We start from the raw sequence: 25671 nt of genomic DNA, 5'->3' as shown, positions 1-25671 counted from the left end.
CAGTTACGATGGCTCGGCCGGCAATTGACGCTGCGTGGCGGCGCAATGCTGCGCCGCCGCCGCGAAGTCGAATCGTTCAATCGCGTCGTTCATCTCGGAAAACTCCGCTGGCATGCGCTGCCCATAGTCGCGCAACAACGCTTCAAACAACGGCAAGGCGTCCAGATTCGAAGCCGCCAGCAAACCATGCAGCTTGCGCAGCCCATCCGGCAACGCCGACGGATCGGCCGATATCGCCGCTGGCTGCGCCGGTTCCAGGCTTTCCAGATCCGCGGCCAGCGCGGTGGCGCTCTCGGCCGCCTGCCGCGCCACGCTCATCAATGCGGCGTGCGCGGCGGCCCATGCGGCGGGACTGGCCTGGTCGCGCACCAGTTGCTCCAGCCCGGACGCGGCCTCCGCCAGCGCATCGGCGCCGACGGTGCCGGCCACGCCCTTGAGGCTGTGCAGCGCGGCCGCGCTGGCCGCGCTGCCGCCGGGCAGCAGCGGCACCTGGTCCTCCAGCGTGGCCAGTTCGGCCACGAAGCCGCGCAACGCGCGCCGGTAGAACAGCGTGTTGCCACCGAAGCGGGCCAGCGCCGTCCCGCCCTCCAGGCCGGGGCGCTCCAGCCGCGCCGCAGGCTGTGCCGCCGCCGCCACTGGCTGCGGCTCAGGTTTATCCCTGCCGGTATGCCGGCAGATGGTCTCGACCAATTTGGGCAAGTCGAAGGGCTTGCCGACATGGTCGTTCATGCCGGCGGCCAAGGCCAGTTCGCGGTCGCTCTCCATGACATTGGCGGTCATCGCGATGATGGGCAAGCGAGCGCCGTTTGGCTGCGCGCGGATGGCGCGGGTGGCGGTGTAGCCATCCATCTGTGGCATTTGTATGTCCATCAGCACGCAGTCGAAAGACTGGACGGCGCCGAGCACGGCGCGGATCGCCGCGCTGCCGTCGTTGGCCACTTCGACGCTGGCCCCTTCCTGGTTGAGCAGTTCGAACGCCACTTGTTGGTTGGTCGGATTGTCCTCCACCAACAACAAGCGCAGGCCGGCCAGGCGGCGCGCGCCGGCCAGGCGGGTGGCGCCGTTTGCGCGGGCGGGATCGGCGGCCTTGGCTACCGCGTCGAACAGCATCGACGGCGTGGCCGGCTTGACCACCACCCCGTCGAGCACCTCGCCATCGGCCTGTTGCAAGGCCAGCACCTCCCGTCCATGCGCGGTCACCATGATGATCAGCGGCGCCTGGCCGCGCGCGGCGAGCCGGCGGATCCGCACCGCGGTCTCCCAGCCGTCCATGCCGGTCATGCGCCAGTCGACGAAATATACATCGTAGGGGAGGGCGGCGTTATGCTCGATGGCGGCCAGCGCGGCGGCCCCGCTGGGCACGGCGTCGACCGTCCAGCCAAATGAAGCCAACATGGCGGTCATCGAGGCGCGGGCGGTCTCGTGGTCGTCCACGACCAGGCATCTCAGCGCCCCGAACCGGGCGGCCCCGGGGCCGCTCGCCGCCGGCGCCGGCGCGCGCTGGCAGGCGATGCTGAAGGAGAAGGTGCTGCCCTGGCCAACCACGCTTTCTACGGTCAGCACGCCGTCCATCATGGCGACCAGGCGCTGGCTGATGGACAGCCCCAGTCCGGAACCGCCGTAGCGACGCGCGGTCGAGGCCTCGGCCTGGGAAAAGCCGACAAAGATGCGCTGGCATTGTTCCGCCGAGATGCCGATGCCGGTATCGCGGATGCCGAAACCCACGCGCAGCGCGTCGGCGCCGTATCTCGCGATGTCGCGCTGTTCCGGCGGCAAGGCTTGCACCGTGACGACCACCTCGCCCTGCTGGGTAAATTTGATGGCATTGCCGGCGAGGTTGATCAGCACCTGCTGCAGGCGCATGGCGTCGCCCACCATCCAGTCGGGCAGGGCGGGGTCGATCCGGTAGGAGATTTCAATGTCCTTGTCCTCCAGGTTGGCCGCCAGGATCACGCTGATCTCGCGCAGCAGCTGGTCGTGGCTGAAGGGGTAGGGGTCGAGCGTGAGCTTGCCCGCTTCCACCCGGGAGAAGTCGAGGATGTCGTTCAGGATGCCCAGCAAGGCGCGGCCGGCGCGTTCGGCCTTGTCGGCGTAGTCGAGCTGGCGGGTGTCGAGCGCGGTGGTTTTCAGCAAGGCCAGCATGCCCAGCACCGCGTTCATCGGCGAGCGGATTTCATGGCTCATATTCGCCAGGAACTCGGATTTGGCCCGGTTGGCGCTGTCGGCCGCCTCGGTCGCGGCGCGCAAGGTGGCTTCCGCCTGATGCTGGGCCGTGATGTCGCGGTTGATGCCCAGCACTCTGATCGCCTTGCCCTTGGCGTCGCGCTCGACCGAGGCCGCCGCCTGGATGTAGCGCAGCGTGCCGTCGGCCCGCACGACGCGGAACACGGGGTCGTACTTGCCGGTGCCGGCGACCGCATCCATCAGCTTTGCCACGGTCGCGTCGACATCGTCGGGATGGACGTGCTGGCGCCAATGTTCATAATGCAGGCCGCCGCCGTAGGCTTCCGGCGGGACGTCGTAGAAGTCGTACATGCGCTGGTTCCACTCCAGCAGGCCGGTGTCCAGGGTCCAGGTCCAGATGCCCAGTTCGGCCACCTCGGCGGCGTCGAGCAATTGATCGCGGGCGGCCACCAGCACCCGCCGGTCCTGCTCGCGCGCCGTGGTGTCGGAGGCGATGCCCAGGTAACCGTTGATGACGCCGTCCGCACCGCTCAAGGCGGTCACCGACAGCAACACCGGGAAGCGCGAGCCGTCGCGGCGGATGTAGGTCCATTCGTTCTCGTCCGCCAGGCCCAGCCTGGCCTTGGCGACGAAGGCCTCGAAACCGGGCTCCACCACACGCTGCAGCTCTTGCGACAGCACGGCGGCCCGGGCCGCCACTTCGTCGGGATCGTGCAACACGGCGGGCGTCAGCAGGCCCAGTACTTGATCTGCCGCATAACCAAGCATGCGCTCGGCGGCGGGATTGAACAGACGGATGATGCCCGTCTCGTCGGTCGCGATGATGGCGTAGGAGGCATGGTCCAGAATGGCCCGTTGCAGCATGGTGACCGATTCCAGATGCAGCGTGCGCTGCCGCACCTGCTGCTCGAGCGTCGCGTTCAGGTCGCGGACGCGCTGGTTGGCCGCCTCCTGCTCGCCGATGTCGCGCACGGTCTTGGCGGCGCCGATGATGCGGCCGTCCGCGCCGCGGATCGGCGAGGAGGTGACGGAAACGGTCAGCAGCCGGCCATCCCGGCGGCGGCGCCGGGTATGCATGTCCGCCACCCCGTCGCCTTGCGCGATGCGGCGCAGGATCTGCGCTTCTTCATCCGCCGCGTCAGCCGGAACGATGAGTTCCGCGAGCGAGCGGCCGATCGCCTCGCCCGCCGCATAGCCGAACATCCGTTCCGCCCCCCGGTTCCAGCTGGTGACGGTGCCGTCCAGGGTTTTGCCGATGATGGCATCGTGCGAATTCTCGACGATGGCCGACATGCGCGCCTGGTGCTCGTCCACCTGGCGCCGCTGGCGCAAGTACAGCTGCGCCGCCGCGCCGACCAGCAGCGCGCCCACCAGCATCGCGAACAGCACGCCGAGCCGCATCGTCATCATGGCGCCGGTCACGGCGGTGTCGGTGGCCGCCAGCATGAAGCGGTAGTCGCGCCCCGGTTGCGCCGGGTCCAGCTTGACCCGCGTTTCCGCCACGTACAGGGACTGGCCGTTGGCGGCGGTGACCTGCTGCAATGAGGTCGACAGGCCGGCGCCATCGGTGGTGGCGAATTCGTCCTGCCACCGCCAGCGCCGCCCCCGCTCGAAGCCATAGGCGCGCGACGGATCGGGATGCAGCACGAAATCGCCGGCGGCATTGGTCAGGTAGGCGCGAAACCCGGTCGGCAGATTGCCGCTGACCGGCCGCATGATCGCCCGGACGTCATAGTTGATGACCACCACAGCGAACACCTGTCCGGCACTGTTGTACACCGGCGTCGCCGCCCGGATGGTGGCAACGTGGGGGACCTGCAGCTCGCCATGTTCGCGGTTGAGGTTAATTTCGGACAGATAGGTTTGGCCGGCGGGCAGGCGCATCGCCATGCGCATGTACTCCGTTTCGCCTTTCTGCTGGAGGTCCGCTTTGCTGGTGGCGACCAGCTTGCCACCTGAGCGGTCTATCCTGATGCGCTCGCGTCCCTGATCGGCCACGCCGATCAGGCGCAGCTGGGTGATGTCGGGATTGGCGATGGCGTAGGCGGTGAAGATGTTGACCAGCCGCGCTTCCCAATAGGTGCCGGGCGTATTTTCCAGGGCGTCGTAACCGCCATTGCCCTCGGCGCGGGCGAGGCCGGCGACGGGCGGCACGCTGGCCAGGAAAATGGTGTCGCGCCGCAAGTCGTCCAGTTCGCGCTGCAAGATGCCGGCGTTGGCGATGCTGCGTCCGCGGATCCGCATCTCCAGCTCCGCCAGCGTTTGCTGGCCTTCATAACGGCCGAGCGCGTACAGCGTGACGACCACGGTCACCAGCGCGGCCAGGCCGCCGGCCAGCATGCGCAGGACATTTCGGGGCGCCAGCCGGCGCGCTATCAACGACTGCATGGCCTTGGCCCTTTCGCTACTGGTCGGGGGGCTTGGCGCCGCCCAGCGCGGCGGCGACCTGATTGAGCGCGTCCAGCACGGTGCCGGGATTGAACGGCTTGAGGATGAAACCATTGGCGCCATCCCGCATGGCGGTTTCAACCGTGCCACGGTCATTGCAGGCGGTCACCATCAAGATCGCACAGGCAGGCAAGATCGCGCGGATGCGCCGCAATAGTTCCAGCCCGTCCACGTCCGGCAGGCGCACGTCGAGGCAGACGATGGCGGGGCGGATGGCCTTCATCCGTTCCAGCGCCTGTTCCGCGGTCCCGGCTTCGCCGACCACCTGATACTGTTCGCCTTGTATCATCATGCGCAGCAAAGTGCGCGTCATGGCATTATCGTCAACTATAAATACTGCGGTTCTCGTATCTTGCGCCATCGATGCGTCCTCCCATACGCCTGCGAAAGTGACTATAACGTAGAATTTTATGTCCTGACACCAATTTACGACGTGTGATTTTCGGATAGATTCTCTGTTAGAATCTTGTGTAACCTTCATGGAAGCGCAAACCGGTTTCCACGCTTTTTGCTGGTCAGTGAAATGGGTCTCCATGACATTCGATAGCGAGCCATTGCATTCAGTTCTATTGTGCCGCAGCGGGCAACGCCTGTGTGCGCTGCCGTTGCGGCATGTGCGTGAAATCATGCGGGCGCTGCCGGTCGATCCGGTGCCCGCCATGGCCGACTTCCTGCTCGGCCTGGCCCTGATACGAGGCGTCCCGGTTCCCGTCATCGATTGTGCCCGCCTGGTCGGGCCGGCTTGCTCGGCGCAAGTGTCGCGTTTTGTCACCTTGAGCGTCGGCGAGCGCCAACTGGCGCTGGCGGTGGACGGCGTGATCGGCGTGCGCCAGCTGGCCGCCGCCGCGCTGGCCGAGATCGCTCCCTTGCTGGACGGTAGCGACGACGGCCTGGTGCAAGCCATCGCCACCCTCGATGCCGAATTGCTGCTGGTGCTGCGCGCCGGCCGCATGGTGCCCGAGTCCATGTGGGAAGCCCTGGCGGCCGGGGAAGCCACCGTATGAACCTCGAGCCTACCTCCACCCAGGTGGCGCAGTTTCGCGACTTGATCGCCGAGCGGCTGGGCCTGCAGTTCGATGAAACCAAACTGGGCAACCTGGCGCGCGTGCTGGCCCTGCATGCGGGCAACGACAGTGCGGCTTTTCTGGCCACGCTGGCGGCCGCGCCCGCACCGTGCGAGGCCTTGCATCGGCTGGCGGTCGACCTGACCGTCACCGAAACCTATTTTTTCCGCAACATCGAGCAGATCCGCGCCTATGCCGAGGTGGCGCTGCCGGCCTGCTGGCAGGCGCGCGAAGGCTTGCCGGTGCGGGTGCTGTCGGCCGGCTGCGCCTCGGGCGAGGAGCCGTACACGCTGGCCATCACCGCGCGCGAGGCGGGGCCGCTCGGCGCCGGCAGCGTCGAGATCCGCGCCGTCGACGCCAATCCCGCCATGCTGGCCAAGGCCGCGCGCGCCCGCTATTCGGCCTGGTCGCTGCGTGAAGTCAGTCCGGCCATGCGGGCGCGCTGGTTCACCCGCGAGGCCGAGCTGTACGTGCTCAACGACAGCGTGCGGCGCTCGGTGCGTTTCGACCAGCGCAACCTGGCCCAGGACGACGACGAGTTGTGGGCGCCCGGCAGCTACGACATCGTCTTTTGCCGCAATGTGCTGATGTACTTCAGCCCGGCCCAGGCGCAGGCGGCTGTGGCGCGCATCGCCGGCGCGATGGCGCCCGGCGGCTATCTGTTCATGGGCCACGCGGAAACCTTGCGCGGCCTGTCGCACGATTTCCATCTGTGCCATACCCACGCGACTTTCTATTACCAGCGCAAGCTTTACGCCGGCCAGGCGCCGCTGCCGGCCGACTTCAACCAGCCGCCATGGAACGGCGTGCAGACCCGGCCCGTGCTGTTCGACGATCCGGCCTGGGTCGACGTCATCGCCCGCGCCGCGCAGCGCATCGACACGCTGGCGGTGGCCGTGCCGCGCGCCGGCGCCATCCCGTCGGCGCCGGCACAGGCCGACCTTAACCACGCGCTGACCTGCCTGCACAATGAACAGTTCGAGCAAAGCCTGGCGCTGATCGACAAGCTGCCGCAACAACACGCCGACGAGCCGGACGTGCTGCTGTTGAAGGCCATCTCGCTCAGCCAGAGCGGCGCGCTGGCGGCGGCGCAAAACGTCTGCCATCAACTGCTGGCGCGCGACGAGCTCAATGCCGGCGCCCAGTACGTGCTGGCGCTGTGCCACGAGGAGGGCGGCGACAACGCGGCGGCGCTGGCCCACTACCGCAGCGCGGCCTATCTCGATCCCGGTTTCGCGCTGGCGCGCCTGCACATCGGCGTGCTGGAGCGGCGCATGGGCGATGCCGAGTTGGCCCGGCGCGACCTGGCCCAAGCGTTGATCCTGCTGCAGCACGAGGAAGCTTCGCGACTGTTGCTGTTTGGCGGCGGCTTCCCGCGCAGCGCCCTGGTCGGCTTGTGCCGGGCCGAGCTGGCCGCACTGGGAGCGACGCCATGAGCCCGGACAGCATGCCGGCCGACAGCGCCCGCCAGTTGCGCGAACAGTTCGACCGTTCGTTCGCGCTGGCCCCGAGTTTGCCGGCCGCCGGCAGCGTCAACCTGCTGACGATACGGATAGGCGCCGAACCCTACGCCATCCGCCTGGCCGATATCCGCGGGCTGCACGCCGACCGCCGCATCCTGGAGGTGCCCAGCCCGATGCCGGAACTGCTGGGCGTGACCAACTTCCGCGGCCAGATCGTGCCGGTCTACCAGTTGACCACCTTGCTGGGCAAGGCCGCCGCCGGCGCGCCGCGCTGGATGGTGCTGGTACAGGCCAGCGCGCCGCTGGCGTTCGCCTTCGAAGCTTTTGAATCGCACATCTGCGCCAGCGCCGAACAATTGATCTCTGCGGCCGACGGCCAGCAATGCGAGGCGGTGCACACGGCCGGCGGCGTGGTGCCGGTGCTGGCCATCGCCGCTCTGGCGGCCGAGGTCGAAGCGCGCACGGTCCGGGTGCAGCAGGAAGGCCGGCATGGCTAAAGATCCCTACCGCTATTTCCGCATCGAGGCGCGCGAGCTGATCGAGCAGATCGGCAAGGGCGTGCTGGCGCTGGAGCAGGGCGTGCGCGACGCCGAACAGGTGGCGCTGCTGCTGCGCTGGGCCCATACGCTGAAGGGCGCGGCGCGGGTGGTGCGGCAGGCCGAGATCGCCGACCTGATCCACGGCGTCGAAGAGCTGCTGGCTCCTCTGCGCAGCGACGACGCAGCGCTGCCGCGCAGCACCGTCGACCAGTTGCTGGCCGCCTGCGACCGGGTGAACAGCTTGCTGGCGCAACTGCCGCAACCCGAGGCCGCCCCCACGGCGCCCGGTCCGGTGCTTGCCACCGCTGGAGCGCCGGCACCTGAAGCCGAGGCCGAAGCGCCGCAGCGGCTCGGCCGCGCCGACGTGCTGGAAGTCGATGTGCTGCTGGAGGGACTGGGCGAGATCGGCACCGAGCTGGCGGCCATGCGGCGCGCCATAGCCACGCTGGACGCCTTGCGCGAACTGGCGCTGGCGGGCGAAGCGGCGCAGGGCGGCCGGGTGCTGGTGGCGCAGCTCGAGACGCTGGAGCGCAGGATGGCCGGCGGCGCCGAACGCATCGACCGCGAACTGCGCCAGACCCGCGACGCCGCCGAGCGCCTGCGGCTGGTGCCGGTGGAAGGCATCTTCACCACGCTGGAACGCTGCGCCCGCGACGCCGCCCACAGCAGCGGCCGGCAAGTGGTGTTCGAGGCCGTCGGCGGCCAGCTGCGGGTCGACGGCGAGGTGCTGGACGTGGTGCTGGGCGCCTTGCTGCAACTGGTGCGCAACGCGGTGGCGCACGGCATCGAGCCCCCGGCCGAGCGCGTGGCGGCGGGCAAGCCGGCGGCCGGCCGCATCCTGCTGGAGGTGGCGCGGCGCGGCTACATGGTGTGGTTCCGCTGCCGCGACGACGGGCGCGGCATCGACCTGGCGGCGCTGCGCCGTTCGCTGGCCGAACGCGGCCTGGACGCGCCCGACGACAGCGCCGGCCTGATGGCGCGGCTGATGCAAGGCGGCGTCAGCACCAGCAGCGTGGTGACCGAGCTGTCCGGGCGCGGCATCGGCATGGACGTGGTGCGCGCCGCGATGGGCAAGCTGGGCGGCAAGGCCCAGGCCGCCAGCAGCGCGGGCGGCGCCACCTTCGAATTATGCGTGCCGCTGACCTTGGCGGCGCTGGACGTGCTGCTGGTCGAGGCCGACGGCCAGACCATGGCGCTGCCGCTGGACGCCGTGCACGGCGCGCTGCGGGTGCCGCTGGCGCAGGTGGTGCATACCGTGGAAGGCGGCGCCATCGTCTACGAAGGCCAGCTGCTGCCCTTGCTGCCGCTGGCGGTGGGCGCGGCGGCGCGCAACGCCCACCTGTGGACGCCGCGCGCGATGACGGCGGTGGTGATCCGCAGCCAGGGCGAGCTGCTGGCCCTGGCCACCAGCCGGCTGGGCGGTGTCGACAGCGTGGTGCTGCGGGCGCTGCCGCCGCTGGTGGCGGCCGATCCCATGGTGCTGGGCCTGTACCTGGACATCGAAGGCGAGCCGCGCCTGGTGCTCGATCCCGAGGAGCTGGGCCGGGCGCTGACGCGGCGCCGCAGCAGCGGCCGCGAAGTGGCGCCGCCTTGCCTGCCGATCCTGATCGTCGACGATTCGCTGACCACCCGCATGCTCGAAAGCAGCATCCTGGAGTCGGCCGGCTACCAGGTGGCGCTGGCGGCGTCGGCCGAGGAAGGGCTGGAGCTGGCGCGGAAGAACCGCTACGCGCTGTTCCTGGTCGACGTCGAGATGCCGGGCATGGACGGCTTCGGCTTCATCACCGAGATCCGCGCCGATCCGCAGCTGTGCGACATCCCGGCCATGCTGGTGACCTCGCTCGACACGGCGGCGCACCGGCGGCGCGGCGCCGAGGCCGGCGCCAACGGCTACATCGTCAAGAACGAATTCGATCAGACCGCGTTCCTGGCGCAGATCGGGGAGCTGGTGCAGCGATGACGACGAGCAAGCTACGGGTGCTGGTGGTGGAAGATTCGCTGACGGTGCGCATGCACCTGTGCGAACTGCTGGCGGCCGACCCGGCGATCGAGCTGGTCGGCTCGGCCGAGGACGGCAAGCAGGCCATCGAGCTGTGCCTGGCGCTGCGGCCGGACGTGATCTCGCTCGACATGATGATGCCGGTGATGACCGGACTGGCCGCCACCGAATACATCATGGCCTACTGCCCGACGCCGATCCTGGTGGTGTCGTCCTCCGTCAACCGTGGCGAGCTGTTCCGCACGTACGAGGCGCTGGCGGCCGGCGCGCTGGACGTGATCGAAAAGCCCAAGCCCGACCAGTTCGGCTGGGGCGAGCACTACATCGCGATGCTCAAGCTGGTGGCCAAGATCAAGGTGGTGACCCATTTGCGCGGGCGGCGCGCAGCGGGCCCTGCGCCGGTGCTGGCGCCGGCCACTATCCCGCAGCAGGGCCTGCGGCTGATCGCGGTGGGCGCCTCGACCGGCGGGCCGCGCGCGCTGGTCGACGTGCTGGGCGGGCTGCCGGCCGATTTTCCCTTGCCGCTGCTGGTGGTGATCCATATCGCCGAGCCGTTCGGCGCCTCCTTCGTCGACTGGCTGGACGACCACTGCGCGCTGGACGTGCGGCTGGCGCGCCACGGCCAGCCGCTGCCCGCGCGCGGCGTGGTGCTGGCCGCGCCCGGCCTGCACCTGGAGCTGCGCGGCCGGCAGCTGGTGTGCGAGCGCGGGCCGGAGCGCCACTCGTGCCGGCCGTCGGTCGACGTGCTGTTCGAATCGGTGGCGCGCGAATGCGGCGCGGCGGCCGCCGCCGTGCTGCTGACCGGCATGGGCCAGGACGGCGCGCGCGGCATGCTGGCGGTGCGCAACACCGGCGGCCTGACCATCGCCCAGGATGAAGCCAGCAGCGTGGTGTACGGCATGCCGCGCGAGGCGGCGCTGCTGAACGCGGCGCAGCGCATCCTGCCGCTGGCGGAGATCGGCCCGGCGCTGGCCGCGCTGGCGAGCTGGAGGGCGTCATGACGGCCCCGGTGCTCATCGTCGACGACAGCCTGACCGTGCGGGCCGACCTGGAGGAGGCGTTCGAGGAGCACCAGATCGCCACCATCGCCTGCGCCACCCTGGCCGAGGCGCGCGCCGTGATGGCCAGCCAGCGAGTGGGCCTGATGATACTGGACGTGATGCTGCCCGATGGCGACGGCATCGACCTGCTGCGCGAAGTGCGCGCCACCGACGCCGGCGCCACCTTGCCGGTGCTGGTGTTGTCGAGCGAAGCCCAGGTCAGCCACCGCATCCGCGGCATGCTGACCGGCTCCAACGATTACGTCGGCAAGCCCTACGACCGCGACCGCCTGGTGGCGCGCGCGATGCAGCTGCTGGAACTGGCCGGCGCGCCGGACGACGCCGCGCCGCTGGTGCAGGTGATCGACGACAGCCTGACCTACCGCGAGCAGCTGGGCGCGCTGCTGCGCGAGCAGGGCTACCAGGTGGCGCTGGCCCATACCGGCGAAGAAGGCTTGCGCGCGATGGCGCTGCGGCGGCCGGCGGCGCTGGTGGTGGACCGGGTGCTGCCCGGCATCGACGGCGCCGGCGTGGTGCGCCGGTTGCGCCTCGATCCGGCGCTGCGCACCGTGCCCTGCATCCTGCTGACCGGGGCCGACGAGCAGGGCGCCGAACTGCATGCGCTGGAAGCCGGCGCCGACGCTTTCGTGCGCAAGGACGGCGACGCCGGCATGCTGCTGGCGCGGCTGGCGGCGGTGCTGCGCAATGTGGACGGCGGCGGCAAGCCGATGGCGCCGCAGGCCGGCCAGCGCATCCTGGCGGTGGACGACAGCCGCACCTATCTGTTCGAGCTGGCCGAGGTGCTGGGCGACGAGGGCTATGACATGATCCTGGCCGAATCCGGCGAGCAGGCGCTGGCGCTGCTGAAGGTGCAGAAGGTCGATTGCGTGCTGCTGGACCGGCTGATGCCCGGCCTGTCCGGCACCGACACCTGCTACCGCCTGAAGGGCGATCCCGCCACCCGCGACATCCCGCTGATCATGCTGACCGCGATGGAAGACCGGGCGGCGATGATCGAAGGCCTGTCCACCGGCGCCGACGACTACGTGCTGAAGTCGAGCGACTTCGACGTGCTCAAGGCGCGCGTGCGGGCCCAGCTGCGGCGCAAGCAGTTCGAGGACGAGAGCCGGCGCATCCGCGCCGAGCTGATGGGCAAGGAGCTGGAGGCGGCGGAAATGCGCGCCGCGCGCGCGCTGGCCGACAGCCGCGCCGCCCTGTTGACCGAGCTGGAACAAAAGAACCGCGACCTGGAGCAGGCCGTGCAGGCGCTGGAAGAGGGTCAGCGCGAGGTGGCGGCAAAGAACCGCGAACTGGAACAGGCCAACCGGCTCAAGTCCGAATTCCTGTCGAATATGTCGCATGAGCTGCGCACGCCGCTCAACGCCATCATCGGCTTTTCCGACCTGATGGCGCGCGGCGTCACCGGCGCGCTCAGCACCAAGCAGCAGACCTGCGTCGGCCATGTGCTGTCCAGCGGGCGGCACCTGCTGGGACTGATCAACGACATCCTCGACCTGTCCAAGGTGGAGGCCGGCAAGATGGACCTGGCGCTGGAGCCGGTGGACGCCAACACCGTGCTGCGCGCATGCCTGTCGATCGTGCAGGATAGCGCGGCGCGGCGCGGCATCGGGCTGGAGTTCCTGCCGTGCACGCCGTTGGGGCCGGTGCAGGTCGATCTGCGCAAGTTCCGGCAGATGGCCTACAACCTGCTGTCGAACGCGGTCAAGTTCAGCCATGACGGCGGCCGCGTGACGCTGTCGCTGCACCGCGTGCGCCGTCCCGACGTCGGCTACGGCCAGGACGGCGAATGGACCAGCCGGCTGCTGCCGCTGCCGGACGGTAGCGAGCAGGAGTTCCTGGAAGTGCGGGTGCGCGACGGCGGCGACGGCATCGCCGCCACCGACTTGTCGGTGTTGTTCGAGACCTTCAGCCAGCTCGATTCGTCCAGCTCGCGCCAGCACGAGGGCAGCGGGCTGGGTTTGGCGCTGGTCGGCCGCCTGGCCGAACTGCATGGCGGAACCGTCGGTGTCACCAGCGCGCCGGGGCAGGGCGCGCAGTTCTCGGTCTGGCTGCCGCTGCGGCTGGAACCGCAGGCGCCACCTCCCGCTCCGGCCAACCGCCGGGTGCTGGTGATCGAGGACGACGAACACGCCGCCGAGCTGCTGCAGCTGCATTTGGAAAGCATCGGCTTCGTCGTCAGCCGCGCGCGCGACGCCGTCACCGCGCTGGCGATGGCGCGCAGCGAAGTGCCGGACCTGATCACGCTCGACCTGCTGCTGCCGGACGCCAGCGGCTGGGCGGTGCTGGACGAGATCAAGAGCAATCCCCGGCTGGAAAGCGTGCCGGTGGTGATCGTCTCCATCCTGGCCGAGGAAATGAAGGCCTGCGTGCTGGGCGCGGCGCAGCTGCTGCAAAAGCCGGTGTCGCACCAGAACCTGCGCGACGCCGTGTACGCGCTGGGACTGGGCAACGACGATGCGCTGGCGCCAAGCGTGGTGATCGTCGACGACGCCGCCACTTGCGCCCGCCTGAGCGGCGACCTGGCCGCGCTGAACTACAAGGTGCAGTGCTACGCCGACGGCGCCAGCGCGCTGGCGGCCATGCCGGCGCTGCAGCCGAACCTGCTGATCATCGGCCTGGTGCTGGCCGACATCAGCGGCTTCGAGGTCATCGCGGCGCTGCGCCACGGCGCCGCCGCCGAGGTGCCCATCCTGGTGCTGAGCGACCGCAGCGTCAGCGAGGACGACAAGCGGCGCCTGAGCGGGCAGGTGCTGCGCATCATGGAAAAAGACAGTTTCAATCGACGCCAATTCCTGTTCGAGGTCGGCCGCGCGCTGCAACAGCGCGCAGGCGAGCCGCGGCAATGAGGCAAGCACGACAACCGGGGTAAATGATGGCACGCATACTGATCGTCGAAGATACGCCTGGCAATATGCTGCTGACCAGCATCATGCTGGAAAGTGACGGGCACACGCTGTACTGCGCCGAGCGGGCCCGCGCCGGCATCGCCATCGCGGCTGAACAGCAGCCAGACCTGATCCTGATGGATGTGCAGATGCCGGAGCTGGACGGCATCGCGGCGGTCGCCATCCTGAAGGCCGACCCGCGCACGCAGGCGATACCGGTGGTGGCGCTGACCGCCTACGTGATGAAAGGCGACCGCGAGCGCATGCTGGCGGCCGGCTTTGACGGCTACATCGAAAAACCCATCGATTACGACAGTTTCATGGCCGAGGTCGCACGCATACTCGGCACTGCGCGCCACGTTTAAGACATAGAAGATACACACAAGATACACGCAAGGGTAGGCGGACCGATCCGCCGGCTGAGGGATTGAAGGATTGAGGGAGCGACCCACCATGAACAAAAACTGGACCTTTGGACGCAAGCTGGCGTTCGGCTTTGCGGTATCGTCGACCTTCCTGATCGCGATCGGCGTCGCGGCGTACTGGAGCATCTACGTGCTGATCGGCACCGCCAGCTCGGTCAACCATACGCAGAAAGTGCTGGAGCACGTGACCGCGCTGGTGAGCCAGATGAAGGATGCCGAGACCGGCCAGCGCGGCTATCTGCTGACCGGCGACCCGGCCTATCTGGAGCCGTTCCAGGCGGCCGCCACCGGCACGCCGACGGTGCTGGCGGAAATGCGCAGCCTGACGGTGGACAACCCCGGCCAGCAGGCCAGGATAGGCCAGGCCGAAGCGCTGGTGACCGCCAAGTTCAACGAGCTCAAGCGCACCATCGACCTGCGCAAGAGCGGCCATGCCGATGAGGCGATGAAGATCGTGCTCAGCGGCGAGGGCAAGAAAGTCATGGACAGCCTGCGCGCCGTGACCGAGCAGATCAGCCGTGAGGAACGCGACCTGCTGAGCAAGCGCGAGGCCGACGCCGACGCCACGTCCAGCAGCGCCAAGATGACCATCGTAGTCGGCACCGTGCTGTGCCTGCTGTTCGTGATCGCCGCCGGCTTCACCATCACGCGCTCGCTGACCGACCGGCTGGGCATGGCGGTGGGCCATGTGCAAAGTTCCTCGGCCGAGTTGCAGGCCGCCGCCACCCAGCAGGCGTCCGGCGCCCGCGAGCAGGCCAGCGCCATGAGCGAGATCAGCACCACCATCAGCGAACTGGGCGTGACCTCGCGCCAGATTGCCGAGAGCGCGCAGCGGGTGGCGCAGATCGCCGAGCAGACGGCGGGCGCGGCGCGCAGCGGCGAGGGCACGGTGGAACGGGGGCAGGAATCGATCGCCGGCATCCGCCGCCAGACCGACCTGGTGGTCAGCCATATGCTGGACCTGGGCCGCAAATCGCAGGAGATCGGCGCGGTGCTCGACATCGTCTCCGAGCTGGCCGAGCAGACCAACATCCTGGCCATCAACGCCACCATCGAGGCCAGCGGGGCCGGCGAGGCGGGCCGCCGCTTTGCCGTGGTGGCGGAGGAAATCCGCAAGCTGGCCGACCGCGTGGCCGCCTCGACCAAAGGCATCCGCATCCAGATCGACGATGTGCGCGGCGCCGTCAACACCACGGTGATGGCCACCGAGAGCGGCGCCAAGGCGGTCGACCTGGGGGCGCGCCAGTTTGCCGAGGTGGCCTTGTCGTTCAAGCAGATTTCCGACCTGGTCAGCACCACCACCGAGGCGGTGCGCGAGATCGAGCTGTCGACCAAGCAGCAGGCCACGGCGGCCGACCAGGTGCGCATCGCCGTGTCCGACGTGGCGCAGACCACGCAGGAGACCGAAGCCAGCTCGACCCAGACGCTGCAAACCGCCTCGCAGCTGGCCGGCTTGTCGATGGACCTGCGCCGGCTGGTGCATCCGCAGGCGGTGTGACCGTCAGGCGGCCGGGAAGGTCGCCTTGATGTCGTCCAGCTTGTCGTCGATGGAGTAGGGCAGCGCCTTGGCCAGCAGGTCGAGGATGATCAGCGCGTTGATGGCGCCGTCCTCGTCGACCGCGTGCCGCAGGCGCCTGGCCATCGCGCTGTTGACGCTTTGCAGCGCCAGGTAGCGCGCCTTCAGGCCATCCAGTTCCCAGTCCGGCACGCCGCCGTTGCGGGCGATGAAATACTGTCCCAGCAAATAGGTGGAGGCCGCGCGATAGATGGTTTCCTCTTCGGAGGCGAACGGCAGGTGGAAGTGCGCCATGGGCCGCAGAAAGTCCGCGCGCGGGCAGGCGCTGCTGGCGGCCAGCAAACCCATCAAGGCACCGACGCCGCGCTGCACGGTGGTGAGCTTGCTGACGCTGCGTTCGGCCGTCTCCACCCGCACCTCGACCTGTTCGTAGGAGCGCAGCTTGCCCATGATGGCGATCAGCGGTACGAAGCTTACCGCCATCGGGCAATGCGGCCTGCTGCCGGGCGGCAGCGGACAGTTGGGACACTGCTCGAACTCCAGCGCGGTCCATGCCGGCAGCGCGCCGGGCGCCGCCCCGCCATCGTCAGCGACAGCGCAGCTGGCGCTCTGGCCGTCGGCGAAGCGAAAGTGATAGACCACGTTCTGCATGGACGCTCCCGTTCAGTCGGATTCCGTAGGCTACTCCCATTTGGCCGAGCTTGGGTGATTTTGATCTGCATCAAGGTTTTTCTTTCCCCACCTCAATAGACTGCAATGCATTACCCGACATTCGATGCAAGCAGCGGGGGTGGAGACCATGAAAATACAATTCCTCGGAGCGACCGGCACCGTCACCGGCTCCAAGTATCTGCTGACTTCGGGCACTAGCCGCATGCTGCTCGATTGCGGCCTGTTCCAGGGCTACAAGCAACTGCGGCTGCGCAACTGGGCCGAGCTGCCGGTGGCGCCATCGTCGATCCAGGCGGTGGTGCTGACCCACGCCCACCTGGACCACAGCGGTTATCTGCCGCTGCTGGTCAAGCACGGCTTCCGCGGCAAGATCCTGTGCAGCGAAGCCACCTACGACCTGTGCAAGATCCTGCTGCCCGACAGCGGACATCTGCTGGAAGAGGAGGCGAACCACGCCAACCGCCACAACTATTCCAAGCACGCGCCGGCGCTGCCCTTGTACACCGAGCAAGATGCTGAACGGGCGCTGAAATTCTTTTCGCCGGTCGAGTTCGGCAAGCCCTTCGATATCTGCGGCCCGCTGCGCGGCCAGATGGCGCTCGGCGGCCATATCCTGGGCGCAGCCATCGTCAGCGTCACCGACGGCCAGCGCAGCGTGACGTTTTCCGGCGACCTGGGCCGGCTGCACGACGCCATCATGGCCGAGCCGGCCCACATCACCCGCAGCGATTACCTGGTGCTGGAATCGACCTACGGCGACCGCCTGCACAATCCGGCCGATCCCGCCATCCTGCTCGGGCAAACCATACGCGAGACCGCCGCGCGCGGCGGCGTCACCATCATCCCGGCGTTCGCGGTCGGGCGGGCGCAATCGATACTGTACGCCATCCATCAGCTCAAGCAGCAGGGCCAACTGCCGTCGGGGCTGCCGGTCTACCTGAACAGTCCGATGGCGACCGACGCCACCGCGCTGTACCAGAAGCACCGCCATCTGCACCGCCTCGACCGCCGGCAGTGCGAGGCCATGTGCCATGCCGCCCACATCGTCAACAGCGTCGAGGAATCGATCGCGCTCAACCAGAAGCAGCTGCCGATGGTGATCATCGCCGCCAGCGGCATGGCCACCGGCGGCCGCGTGCTGCACCACCTGAAGGCGTTCGGCGGCGATCCGCGCAACACCATCCTGTTCGCCGGCTTCCAGGCCGGCGGCACGCGCGGCGCGGCCATGCTCGACGGCGCGCCCGAGATCAAGATCTACGGCGAATACGTGCCGCTGCGCGCCAACGTACGGCAGATCGACAATCTGTCCGCCCATGCCGACGCCGGGGAGATCATGAGCTGGCTGGGTCACTTTGAGCAGCCGCCCAAACGCACCTTCATCACCCATGGCGAGCCGGCGGCGGCCGATGCGCTGCGCCACCGCATCGAACAGGCGCTGCACTGGGATTGCCGCGTGGCCGACTACATGGAACAGCAGGAGCTGGCATGAACCGGACCAGCGCGCCGGTCCCCGGCCTGAGCTTGCGCCAGCTGCATATCGACACTTACCATGAGCCGGTGGCGTCCATGTCGGCGGTGCGGGCCAAGATCTACGGCCGGCCGATCGGCGGCGACGCCGCCCAGGCCATCGTGCGCGACGTGGTCGATGGCCGCTATTCCGAGATCGAACTGGCGGCCCTGATCACGGCATGTTCCGGCGACCGGATGGACGTGGCCGAGACCATCGCGCTGACTCGCGCCATGGTGGCGGTGGGCCAGCGGCTGCGATGGAACAGCGAACTGGTGGTCGACAAGCACTGCGTCGGCGGCCTGCCCGGCAATCGCACCACCTTGCTGGTGGTGCCCATCGTCGCCGCCTGCGGCCTGACCATACCCAAGACCTCGTCGCGCGCGATCACCTCGCCGGCCGGCACCGCCGACACCATGGAGACGCTGGCGCCGGTGGCGCTGGACTTGCCCACCATGCGGCGGGTGGTGGAACAGGAGGGCGGCTGCATCGCCTGGGGCGGGGCGGTGTCGCTGAGCCCGGCGGACGATGTGCTGATCCGGGTCGAACGCCCGCTGGGGCTCGACAGCGACGGCCTGATGGTGGCCTCGGTGCTATCGAAGAAGATCGCGGCCGGCTCCACCCACGTGGTGATCGACATTCCGGTCGGGCGCACCGCCAAGGTGCGCTCGCAACAGGCGGCGCAGGCGCTGGCGCACCGACTGGACGCGGTCGGCGCGGCGTTCGACATCAACGTCAGCGTGATGCTGAGCGACGGCAGCCAACCGGTCGGCCGCGGCGTCGGCCCGGCGCTGGAAGCATGGGATGTGCTGGCGGTGCTGCAAAACCAGGCCGGCGCGCCGGACGATTTGCGCCAGCGCGCCTTGCAGCTGGCGGCGCGGGTGCTGGAGCTGGGCCGCAAGGCGGCGCCGGGATTCGGCATGGCGCTGGCGCGCAGCGTGCTCGACAACGGCGCCGCCTGGCGCAAGCTGCAAGCGATCTGCGAAGCACAAGGCGGCATGCGCACGCCGCCGCGCGCAGCCTACACCCACGTGCTGACCGCCTTGCACCAGGGGCGCCTGGTCGCCATCGACAATCGCCGTCTGGCGGGTCTGGCCAAGCTGGCCGGCGCGCCGAAGTCGCCGGCGGCCGGGCTGGTGCTGCACGCGCCGCTGGACACCATGCTGAGCGCGGGCCAACCGTTGTTGACGCTGCACGCCGAGTCGCCGGGCGAGCTGGCGTACGCGCTGGCCTATGCCGAGTCGCAGGACAGTATCTTTTCGATACAGGAGGCGTGATGAACGCGATGTTGATGGCGCTGCCGGGCGCCGAATCATTCGCCGGCCACCTGCGCGAACACCTGGGCTGCGAGGCGGGCGAGCTGCTGCTGCACCAGTTTCCCGACGGCGAAACCTGCCCGCAGCTGACGCCCGCCGTGGCCGGACGCGACGTCATCCTGGTCGCCGCCTTGCACCAGCCGGACCATAAAATCATGGCCCTGTACCTGTGCGCTTGCGTGGCGCGCGAGCTGGGCGCGCGCAGCGTCGGCCTGGTCGCGCCGTATCTGCCGTATATGCGGCAGGACGCCAGCTTCGCGCCGGGGCAGGGCGTCACCGCGCGCCATTTCGCTCGGCTGTTGTCGGGCTGCTTCGATAGTCTGGTGACGGTCGATCCGCATCTGCACCGGTTTCACCAATTATCCGAGTTGTACGGGATCGCCACCGAGGTGGTGCCCGCCGCGCCGGAAATCGCCGCCTGGATCAGCGCCAATGTGGAACGTCCGGTGCTGGTGGGGCCGGACGAGGAAAGCGAACAATGGGTGGGGCAGGTGGCCGTCGCCGTCGGCTGCCCCTACACCGTCTTGCGCAAGGTGCGTAGCGGCGACCGCGAGGTGAGCGTGTCGCTACCGCCTGCCGGGGTACTGGCCGACAGCACGCCGGTGCTGGTGGACGACATCATCTCGACCGCCCGCACCATGATCGCCGCCACGCTGCAGCTGAAGGCGGCCGGCTGCGCGCCGCCGGTCTGCATCGGTGTGCATGCATTGTTTGGCGGCGCCGCCTACGCCGAGCTCAAGGCGGCCGGCGCCGGGCGCATCGTCAGCTGCGACACCGTGCCTCACGCCAGCAACGCGATCGGCATGGGCGCGCCGATGGCGACGGCGGTCGCGCGCATGCTGGGCGGCTAGCCCCCCTTGCCATCGCCCAGGTATTTTTGATAGATCGCGTTGAAGCGCCCGCTGTCTTTCAAGTGCTTGAGACCGGCGTTGAAATCGTCGCGCACTTTCTTGTCGCGGAACACGGCGCGGTAGTCCATCGCGTTGAACTTGACAAAGCTTTGCTCGACGACGGCCTTGGGATGGAAGCTCTTGTTCAGCTTAAGTTGCAGCGTGAAATAGCGGAAAATATTGCGGTCGCTGAGCACGATGTCGTAGCGTCCGCGATCGAGCGTCAGCACTTGCAGCGCTTGGTCGTTCTGCTCGAAATAGTGGCCCGCCCGCTTGACCTCGTCGAGCCATTCCGGATAGCGCTTGGCGGCGCCGGCAAACGAAATGACGGTCAGGCCGCGCAGGTCATCGGGTGTCTTGATGTCCAGTTTGCGTTCTTTCAGGCTGATGAAGACGTTGTCATAGAAGACCGCAGGTTCGCCGTAATACGCGCCCCATTTCTCCATGTCTTCGCCCAGATCGGTCATCGCGGCATCGACGTCGCCGGCCTTGAACGCGACCGGGATGCGGGCGAAGGGATAGTAGTGCGGCTTCATGACGTGGCCGCGATAGGCCAGCGCTTCGCGCAGTATTTCCACTTCAATGCCGGAATCGGTTTCGGGAAAACAAAACGGCGGTATCTTTTCGCCCATGGCCATGCGGACCGTGTCGGCAGCAGCCAGCGGGCTCCACAGACAAGCCAGCAGGGCGCCGAGCAGCGCCGGGGCAAGGCGATGGCGTGGATTCATGGCGTGCCTCGCTTAGAATTGATGCCGCATGCCGGCTGAGACCAGCCGGCGCGTGCCGCCCGGCAGTGCGGCCTGGTAGCTTGCGGCGCTGCCGTTGCGTAAGTTCGAACTGACGACATACAAATTGGTCCGCTTTGAAAGTGTGTAGTAATAACCCAGCGCCAGCTGGGTCGCATTGGCGTTGCGGATGATGCGGTCGGTCTTGTGGACGACATCGGCGGCGATCAGGCTGCGGCCAAACGGGATGCTGACGCCGACCAGCGTATCGCGGGTATCGAGGGTGGCGCCATTGCGGCTGCGCGCCAGCACCATCCAGCCCCGCACCGGCCCGAAGTCGTAATTCCCCGCCACCAGGGTGCTGCGCGCGGCCCGGACGCCGAGCGCATCGTTGGTGTCGTGATACGCCAGCTCGATATTCAACGGCCCCGCGGCATAGCCGGCATCGGCGCTGATCTGGCGATTCGCCTTGGCGTTGCCGGCCACCTCGCCGGCGCCGTAGGCCAGGTCGGCATAGAAACCATGCAGATCCGGCAGCGAGTATTTTACCGTGTTGTCCATGCGTACACCGGAATCCTGGAACACCCGGGTCGACTCGCCCGGCCCCTTGGCATCGAACGGATCATTGGTGGCGATGGCGCCGAAGTAGGGCGTGAACATCCGCCCCAGTTTGATGCTGCCGAAAGCGCCGGACAGGCCAACCCAGCTCTGGCTGCCAAAAACGCGGCCGGCGAACGATGGATTGCCGGTGTCGGCTTCGATCTGGGATTCGACCACAAAGCTGGCGCGCAAGCCGCCGCCGAGGTCTTCGTTGCCTTTGATGCCGAAGCGGGACGCGGTCTGCTGGCCGCTGTTGACGGCGGTGGTCGACTTGCCGGAGTCGCGGTCCGCGACCACGGCCAGATCGAGCACGCCATACACGCTGACCGCGCTTTGTGCCGCAGCCTGCTGCATGACGCAAGCCAACGGGAGTAGCATAGCTCGCAACATTTTCATGTGTGGTCTCCGGCCAAGACGCAGGGAGCGGCTTCATTACTTTTACGTTACACCGTGCAGTAATGGCGATCAAGTATTCAGCGAGGAAAGTGTTGCGCGCCTTCAGAGTTTCACTTCGTTATCAGGTCGGAAGGCACCGTGATCCCAAATTGCTTGACCAGTTTGAAGTCGAAGGCCACGCCTATCCTGGCCGGCGATTCGGCCGGAATCGCGGCGATAGGCTCGCCGGCCAGCAAACGGGCGATCATTTTTCCAGCTTGCTGGCCCATGCCTGGCAGCGACGGGTAGATGCACATGGTCGCTCCCCAGCCCGCGCCTGCATCCGGTTCGATGATGCCGACCAGCGGTTTGGTCGCATATTTGACCATCGTGCGGGCGAACTCCGGATTGATCCCCATTTGATCGTTTGGCGCGAGAAACAGGTCGACCTGGGGATTCAGCTCTTCGATCAGCGGCACCGTTTGCATGGCCATGCGTTGCGTGCCGTTGTCGCCCCTGACGAACTTGACGCTCCGATAGATGATCTTTAAATCCTTAAACTCCGGTTCACTGGCCAGCAATTTTTCCAGCCATGCGCGATAGCTCGCCGACTGCGGCATGTCGCCATGAATCAGGCCGATGGTGCGGGCGCGCGGCATAAGCCGCCGTATAAATCGCAGCCTGTCCCTGACCGGTACTGGGAAGGAAACGCCGGTGATATTCCGGGTCGGAGCCGTGCCGAATCCGTCGATCAGTCCCAGTCCGACCGGGTCGGTGACCGAGGCGAATACGAAACGGCTGTTCGGGTTTTCGGCCGCAATTTTTACAAACGCCTGGGCCGCGATGGTGCCGGCGATGTAAACCACGTCAAAGCTCGCGCCATGTTTGAGCTCCCAGATGTGCGTGGCCGCGCCCTCGAACTGTGCGAGCGAATAGCGTTCGACCTCAAGGTTGCGACCAACGACAAAGCCGTAGCCGGCCAGCGAATCGAGCATGGCGCCCGTGATGGTGATGTAAGGCTCGGTCCTTTGCGTGTCGACGACCAGCAGTCGCCTGACCGGCGCAGCGGCGGCGCTGAACGGGGAGCATGCCAATAGCCCGGCAAATAACAACGGCAATGCAATGATGGCACGGCGATCGTTCATATAGATTCCTCCGATCATAGCCATAATACTCTGTTCAGTACGGTCTTCAAATCGTAAGAAACTTATGCGGCATGTTTCGTTTGGCGAAAATATATTTATGCATTGACGCAATTACTTTCGTTATGGTCTTATGTTTACGTTTCGATTCTTTCGGGAGACTGCATTGCAATACAAAAACATGAAACGGCTAGTGGCGCTGGGCATCATGATGGCGGCGCTGGGCGCGCAGGCGGCCGTGCCGCATTTTGCCGTGGCGGGCGATCACTTCGAGCTGGACGGCAAGCCCTACGTCATCCGCGCCGGCGAAATGCACTATGCCCGCATACCCCGCGCCTTCTGGCGCGAACGTCTGCAGCAGGTGCGGGCGATGGGCCTCAACACCGTCACCACCTACGTTTTCTGGAACCTGCACGAACCCGAGCCGGGCCGCTTCGACTTCAGCGACAACCTGGACCTGGCCGCCTTCGTGCGCACCGCCCGCGAGGTCGGCCTGAATGTGGTGTTGCGGCCCGGCCCGTATGTCTGCGCCGAGCTGGACTTCGGCGGCTTTCCCGCCTGGCTGCTGCGCACGCCCGGCCTGCGGGTGCGCAGCATGGATCCGCGCTTCCTGGAAGCGACGGCGCGCTACTTCAAGCGCGTGGCGCAGGAAGTGGCGCCGCTGCTGTCCACGCGCGGCGGCCCGATCCTGATGACGCAGGTGGAAAACGAGTACGGCTCCTACGGCGAAGACCACGCCTACATGGCCACCATCCAGCAACAGCTGATCGACGCCGGTTTCGATCTGCCGCTGTTCACCTCGGACGGCCCCGACCCGACGCTGCTCGACCGCGGCACCTTGCCCGGCCTGACGCCGGTGGTCAATTTCAACGGCACGGTGGACGAGGTGAAGGACGCCTTTGCGCAGCTGGCCGCCTTCCGTCCGAACACGCCGCGCATGTCCGGGGAATACTGGGCCGGCTGGTTCGACCATTGGGGCGAGCGTCGTCATCAGGTCAGCCCCAAGCTGGCGGCCGACGCGGTCGACTGGATGCTGGGGCAGGGCATCTCCTTCAATCTGTACATGGCGCACGGCGGCACCAGCTTCGGCTGGCAGCCCGGCGCCAACAGCCACGGCACGACCTATCAGCCGGATACCACCAGCTACGATTACGACGCCGCCATCGACGAAGCGGGCCGGCCGACGCCCAAGTTCCATGCCGTCCGCGCCGCGATAGAACGCCATCTGGCGCCGGGCGAACGCCTGCCGGACCTGCCCGCGCAGGCCGCCACCATCGCCGTGCCGCGCTTCACATTGGACGAATCCGTGGCGCTGGTCGATACGCTGCCCAAGCCGATCGCATCCCGCCTGGCGCGCAATATGGAAGCGTATGGACAGGGCTATGGCTTTATCGTTTATCGCAAGCGCTTTGCGGAAGGCGCGTCCGGCAAGCTGGATCTGGGCGCTGTCCGCGATTACGCTCATCTTCTGGCGGACGGCGCCACCTTCGCCACGCTGGATCGCCGGCGCGACGAGCATGTGACGGAACTCGATCTTGCGGCGGGCAGCACGCTGGATGTGGTGGTCGAGAACATGGGCCGCGTCAATTTTGGTCCAATGTTGGCGGAGGAGCGCAAGGGCCTGACTCGCGCCGTGTCGCTGGGCGACAAGCCGCTGCTGGACTGGGAAGTGTTCCCGATGCCGCTGGCCGATGTATCCGGCCTGCGCTTTGTGCGCGGTGCGCCGGCGAAGCGCGGCCCCACTTTCTGGCGCGGTCATTTCAGCACCAGCGCGAGCGGCAGCACCTTCCTCGACACGCGCGCCCTCGGCAAGGGACATGTGTGGGTCAACGGCCACCACCTCGGGCGCTATTGGCGCATCGGTCCGCAACAAAGCCTGTTCCTGCCTGCGCCCTGGCTACGCAAAGAGGACAACGAAATCGTCATTCTCGACATGGACGGCGCAGCGGAAGCGCCAAGCGTGCAGGGCCTGCGCGATCCGGTGTTCGCCACACCGGGTTGATCAGGCGCCACCGGCTGGAAAGGCTCTACTTGCCGGCCGGGCTTATGGTCGCGATCTGGAAGAGCATGACGACACCCGAGCTGAACATGACGCTTGCCATGATGACGCTGACTTCGAAGCCAACAAAGGTAGTGATGTCTGTTGCTATTAGCTCTTTGCGAACAAGGTATTTGATGAGCCCGCGCTTCGGCAACCAATGAATGAGCTCTTCAAGCTGCACTCCTCGGAAGACATTAAAAGTTGCTGCCACAAGCGATCCGATAACCGTAGCGCAAATTATTACAATGTGCGCCGTTTGGAAAAACACCACTTCAGGCGCGGTTGGAATATTAGCCAAGGCTTGAAATGATGAAGAGGGCGCGCTGAGGACGAGGGCCGGTAGCGCGGCCACGACACCGGAAAATAGTCCGTACACTAGAGCCAGGTATATGCCCATCCCAAGTGCTGTCACTGCGGTCAGTGTAATTCTGACGCTGTACTTAGTAATACGTCGTCGCAGCGGGCGCGAGTACTTGCTGAAATCGCGCTGTCCTGCCGTGATAAGTAATGGTATGCCGCCGGCAAGGAGGGCGACGAACGCATCCGCAAAGATATTGCCGGTTTTTGTGACGATGAATATGCCTAAGCACCATGCGAGAGCTTGTCTTGCGAGCCCCCAGTAAAGCTTAAATTCCGGATCTCTGCCAGCCCAATACTGCTCCGTAACGCCGTAGATTCTTCTTTGCATTTTCTGCCGTTCCCACTGTGAATATTCGCATGCCGCCAGCAGTAGCATAGCTCAAGGCGCTACCCCTGACTTCAATCCACTTTGATTTACCGCAAGCAGAAATCAATCTGCAAGCAGAAGCTGCTCACGCT

Annotated in this window: 19 protein-coding genes; 12 read left to right on the top strand and 7 right to left on the bottom strand. The window is 67.1% G+C overall.

The features are described from left to right. Positions 1-3: 3 nt before the first annotated feature. The gene (locus V6M89_RS05875; protein WP_332852320.1) at positions 4-4572 is read right to left on the bottom strand and encodes a PAS domain S-box protein; all 4569 of its coding nucleotides are present in this window, start codon (positions 4570-4572) and stop codon (positions 4-6) included. Positions 4573-4588: 16 nt separating this feature from the next. Continuing rightward, complete coding sequence (locus tag V6M89_RS05870; protein WP_332852319.1) at positions 4589-4993, bottom strand: response regulator; 405 nt, start codon at positions 4991-4993, stop codon at positions 4589-4591. Positions 4994-5165: 172 nt separating this feature from the next. On the opposite strand from V6M89_RS05870, the gene V6M89_RS05865 reads away from it, so the two are divergent. The 8 genes from V6M89_RS05865 to V6M89_RS05830 all read left to right on the top strand — a co-directional run bounded on the left by V6M89_RS05865 (position 5166) and on the right by V6M89_RS05830 (position 15566). Beyond that, entirely contained in the window at positions 5166-5636 is a 471-nt protein-coding gene (locus tag V6M89_RS05865; protein ID WP_332852318.1) for a chemotaxis protein CheW, read from the top strand. Further along, positions 5633-7132 carry a CheR family methyltransferase gene (locus V6M89_RS05860; RefSeq protein WP_332852317.1) on the top strand — a complete coding sequence of 500 codons (1500 nt, stop codon included), beginning with the start codon at positions 5633-5635 and terminating at the stop codon, positions 7130-7132. The genes V6M89_RS05865 and V6M89_RS05860 overlap by 4 nt, the downstream gene beginning before the upstream one ends. Beyond that, positions 7129-7656 (top strand): chemotaxis protein CheW, encoded by a 528-nt coding sequence (locus tag V6M89_RS05855; protein ID WP_332852316.1) that lies wholly within the window; start codon positions 7129-7131, stop codon positions 7654-7656. Before V6M89_RS05860 ends, V6M89_RS05855 begins: the two co-directional genes overlap by 4 nt. Next, positions 7649-9658 (top strand): response regulator, encoded by a 2010-nt coding sequence (locus tag V6M89_RS05850; RefSeq protein ID WP_332852315.1) that lies wholly within the window; start codon positions 7649-7651, stop codon positions 9656-9658. The genes V6M89_RS05855 and V6M89_RS05850 overlap by 8 nt, the downstream gene beginning before the upstream one ends. Further along, positions 9655-10698 (top strand): chemotaxis-specific protein-glutamate methyltransferase CheB, encoded by a 1044-nt coding sequence (gene cheB / locus V6M89_RS05845; RefSeq protein ID WP_332852314.1) that lies wholly within the window; start codon positions 9655-9657, stop codon positions 10696-10698. The genes V6M89_RS05850 and cheB overlap by 4 nt, the downstream gene beginning before the upstream one ends. Then, a complete protein-coding gene (locus V6M89_RS05840) occupies positions 10695-13604 on the top strand; it encodes a response regulator (protein ID WP_332852313.1) in 2910 nt (969 codons plus the stop codon). The genes cheB and V6M89_RS05840 overlap by 4 nt, the downstream gene beginning before the upstream one ends. A gap of 23 nt (positions 13605-13627) precedes the next feature. Then, complete coding sequence (locus V6M89_RS05835; protein WP_332852312.1) at positions 13628-14008, top strand: response regulator; 381 nt, start codon at positions 13628-13630, stop codon at positions 14006-14008. Positions 14009-14096: 88 nt separating this feature from the next. Beyond that, a complete protein-coding gene (locus V6M89_RS05830; protein WP_332852311.1) occupies positions 14097-15566 on the top strand; it encodes a CHASE3 domain-containing protein in 1470 nt (489 codons plus the stop codon). A gap of 3 nt (positions 15567-15569) precedes the next feature. Here V6M89_RS05830 and V6M89_RS05825 read toward each other — a convergent pair whose 3' ends face one another. Continuing rightward, on the bottom strand, positions 15570-16235 hold the full coding sequence (locus V6M89_RS05825) for a DUF6901 family protein (protein ID WP_332852310.1): 666 nt from the start codon (positions 16233-16235) through the stop codon (positions 15570-15572). 148 nt (positions 16236-16383) lie between these two features. Here V6M89_RS05825 and V6M89_RS05820 point away from each other — a divergent pair, with 148 nt between their 5' ends. Genes V6M89_RS05820 through V6M89_RS05810 form a run of 3 tightly spaced genes read left to right on the top strand, consistent with a single transcriptional unit; the run spans position 16384 to position 19930 of the window. Beyond that, entirely contained in the window at positions 16384-17745 is a 1362-nt protein-coding gene (locus tag V6M89_RS05820) for an MBL fold metallo-hydrolase (protein WP_332852309.1), read from the top strand. Beyond that, positions 17742-19040 (top strand): thymidine phosphorylase family protein, encoded by a 1299-nt coding sequence (locus V6M89_RS05815; RefSeq protein ID WP_332852308.1) that lies wholly within the window; start codon positions 17742-17744, stop codon positions 19038-19040. Before V6M89_RS05820 ends, V6M89_RS05815 begins: the two co-directional genes overlap by 4 nt. Next, a complete protein-coding gene (locus tag V6M89_RS05810) occupies positions 19040-19930 on the top strand; it encodes a ribose-phosphate pyrophosphokinase (protein WP_332852307.1) in 891 nt (296 codons plus the stop codon). The genes V6M89_RS05815 and V6M89_RS05810 overlap by 1 nt, the downstream gene beginning before the upstream one ends. Here V6M89_RS05810 and V6M89_RS05805 read toward each other — a convergent pair. From V6M89_RS05805 to V6M89_RS05795, 3 genes are all read right to left on the bottom strand, one after another. Next, a complete protein-coding gene (locus tag V6M89_RS05805) occupies positions 19927-20697 on the bottom strand; it encodes a substrate-binding periplasmic protein (RefSeq protein ID WP_332852306.1) in 771 nt (256 codons plus the stop codon). The two genes, V6M89_RS05810 and V6M89_RS05805, sit on opposite strands and share 4 nt — an antisense overlap. A gap of 12 nt (positions 20698-20709) precedes the next feature. Further along, entirely contained in the window at positions 20710-21690 is a 981-nt protein-coding gene (locus V6M89_RS05800) for a porin (RefSeq protein ID WP_332852305.1), read from the bottom strand. 110 nt (positions 21691-21800) lie between these two features. Further along, positions 21801-22814, bottom strand: a complete 1014-nt coding sequence (locus tag V6M89_RS05795; RefSeq protein ID WP_332852304.1) for an ABC transporter substrate-binding protein — start codon at positions 22812-22814, stop codon at positions 21801-21803. A gap of 178 nt (positions 22815-22992) precedes the next feature. Here V6M89_RS05795 and V6M89_RS05790 point away from each other — a divergent pair, with 178 nt between their 5' ends. After that, on the top strand, positions 22993-24813 hold the full coding sequence (locus V6M89_RS05790; RefSeq protein WP_332852303.1) for a glycoside hydrolase family 35 protein: 1821 nt from the start codon (positions 22993-22995) through the stop codon (positions 24811-24813). Positions 24814-24838: 25 nt separating this feature from the next. Here the strand turns inward: V6M89_RS05790 and V6M89_RS05785 are convergent, their stop codons facing one another. Next, complete coding sequence (locus V6M89_RS05785) at positions 24839-25588, bottom strand: hypothetical protein (RefSeq protein ID WP_332852302.1); 750 nt, start codon at positions 25586-25588, stop codon at positions 24839-24841. Positions 25589-25671 lie beyond the last annotated feature (83 nt).

It is taken from the genome of Duganella sp. S19_KUP01_CR8 (assembly GCF_036688705.1).
GTDB lineage: Bacteria > Pseudomonadota > Gammaproteobacteria > Burkholderiales > Burkholderiaceae_D > Rugamonas.
This window is presented reverse-complemented; position numbering and strand designations above follow the sequence as displayed.